At 71.4% G+C, this 2388-nt stretch carries 2 protein-coding genes; one reads left to right on the forward strand and one right to left on the reverse strand.

Features of this window, described 5'->3' with window-relative positions; all coding sequences use genetic code 11:
• Positions 1–116: 116 nt before the first annotated feature.
• Entirely contained in the window at positions 117–461 is a 345-nt protein-coding gene (locus AC1DXV_RS33810; RefSeq protein ID WP_477874066.1) for a hypothetical protein, read from the reverse strand.
• 114 nt (positions 462–575) lie between these two features.
• Between AC1DXV_RS33810 and AC1DXV_RS33815 the strand changes: the two genes are divergently transcribed.
• Positions 576–2388 (forward strand): sensor histidine kinase (locus tag AC1DXV_RS33815; RefSeq protein ID WP_477937941.1); only part of this gene is annotated, 1813 nt, incomplete at its 3' end.

The following is a 2388-nucleotide window of genomic DNA, read 5'->3' on the forward strand; positions in this document are numbered from 1 at the left end:
GCCCGGCGCTGCGCGCGCCGATGACGCCTGCGAGCGCGCCGGTCGCGGCGGCGCTGCAGGCCGCGTGGGAACACGCCGGCCAGCAGACGGCCGGCCTGCCGAGCTGATCAGGGTTCTCAGGCTTTGGCGCCGATCTGCTGCAGCGCCTGCTGGCAGGCGGCGTCGCGCTCGGCCTGCGGCTTGGCCTTCAGTTCCTCGAACGCCAGGTCGCCGTTCAGGCGGCCCTGCATGAACAGCTTCAGGATGTTGATGTCCAGCTTGGCCAGCAGGTCCGAGCGGCCGTGCGCCTCGGTCTCGAAGCGCCCCTTGAAGGCATCCAGCGCGGCATCGCTCGCGCCGCAGTGTTGCGCCATCTGGTAGCGCTGGCCGCTTTGCAGCCCGCCTTCGACGATCTCATCCTTGGATTGCGCCATGGCGGCGCAGGAGAACCACAACAGGCAGGCGATCGGGACGAGGCGCATGGAAGAGGTCGGAGGGTTGGACAATCCGCGAGGTTAACCGAGCCGGTGCACCGGCTCGCATGGCCGCCGTAACGCGCGTGACCGGCTGTTGCTTTTCGCCGCTAGCATGCCGAGATGGTCGATGCTTCGCTGAGGTTCCTCGAAGGGGGTGGTGAGATGGGCGCGCGCATGCGCGCCTTCGACTGGGGCTGCACGCCGCTCGGCGACCCCGCCGGCTGGCCGCAGAGCCTGAAGACCATCGTGCGGGTGATGCTCGACTCGCGCTTCGCGATGTGGATGGCCTGGGGCAGCGGGGCCACGTTCTTCTGCAACGACGCGTACCTGCCGACCGTCGGCATCAAGCACGACTGGGTGCTCGGCGCGCGCGCTGACGTGGTCTGGGCCGAGATCTGGCACGACATCGGCCCGCGCATCGACCAGGTGCTGAGCACCGGCACCGCCACCTGGGACGAGGGCCTGCAGCTGTTCCTGGAGCGCAGCGGCTACCTCGAGGAAACCTTCCACACCTTCTCGTACAGCCCGGTGTATGACGATGCCGATCGCGTGGCCGGCATGCTGTGCGTCGTCGTCGAGGACACCGAGCGCGCGATCGGCGAGCGCCGGCTGCGCCTGTTGCGCGAGCTGGCCGCGTTGCCGGTCCGCGAGCTGCCGACGCTCGCGGCCGCCGCGGCGCAGCTGGTCGCCACGCTCGGCAACAGCCCGCAGGACCTGCCGTTCGCCGTGCTCTACCTGCCCGATGCCGCCGACGGCAGCGACCTCGAACTGACCCGTGTCACGCAGACCGCCAACGTGCCGCCCGATGCGTTGCCGCGCCGGTTGGCGCGCAACGGCGCGTCGCCGCTGACGGTGGCCGTTCGCGAGGCCGAGCGCAGCGGGCTGCCGCAGCGGGCCGACGGCATCGCGCAGCATGTCGGCGCGATCCGCGGTGCGTGGACCGAGCCGGTGCAGCAGGCCGTCGTGCTGCCGCTGGCGGTGGCCGGGCAGGCGTCGAACGTCGGCGCGCTGGTGGTGGGCATCAGCCCGCGCCGGCGGCTCGACGATGCCTACCGCAGTTTCCTGTCGCTGGTGGCCTCGCAGGTCGCGTCGCGGCTCGGCGAGGTGCGCGCGCGGCTCGAAGAGCAGCAGAAGGCCGAGGCGCTGGCCGAGCTCGACCGCGCGAAGAACGTGTTCTTCAGCAACGTGAGCCATGAGCTGCGCACGCCGCTGACGCTGATGCTGGGCCCCCTGCAGGACGCGCTGCTGCGCCCGGACCTGCCGGCCGATCTGCACGACGCGCTGCAGCTCGCGCACCGCAACGGCGAGCGGCTGCGCAAGCTCGTCAACTCGCTGCTGGAGTTCTCGCGCATCGAGGCCGGGCGCGTCGAGGCGAGCTACCAGGCCACCGACCTCGCGGCGCTGACGCGCGATTTCGCATCGGCCTTCCGCTCGGCGATCGAGCACGCGGGGCTGCGCTTCGTCGTCGCCTGCGACACGCTTCCGCACGAGGTGTTCGTCGATGTCGACATGTGGGAGAAGGTGGTCCTGAACCTGCTGTCGAACGCGTTCAAGTTCACGTTCGAGGGCGAGATCGCCGTCTCGCTGCGCAGCGAGGCCGGCCAGGCCGTGCTGGAGGTGCGCGACACCGGCATCGGCATGGACGATGAGGCGCTCGCCCATGTGTTCGACCGTTTCCACCGCGTGGCCGGGGCGCGCTCGCGCTCGCACGAGGGCACCGGCATCGGCCTCGCGCTGGTGAAGGAGCTGGTGCGGCTGCACGGCGGCAACGTGGTGGTGACCAGCGGGCCGGGCCTGGGCAGCTGCTTCACGGTGAGCGTGCCGCTCGGGGTGGCGCACCTGCCGGCGCACCGGGTGGGGCTCGCGCCGGCGGCCGCGGGTGGTGCCGTGCCGGCGGTCGCGCTGGATGCGTTCGTCGAGGACGGCCTGCATG

It is taken from the genome of Rhizobacter sp. P3_C12, from assembly GCF_056402735.1.

Excerpts from the sequence above, each read along its gene's own strand:
- AC1DXV_RS33810 (WP_477874066.1), bottom strand. The coding sequence starts at position 461 with ATGCGCCTCGTCCCGATCGCCTGCCTGTTGTGGTTCTCCTGCGCCGCC.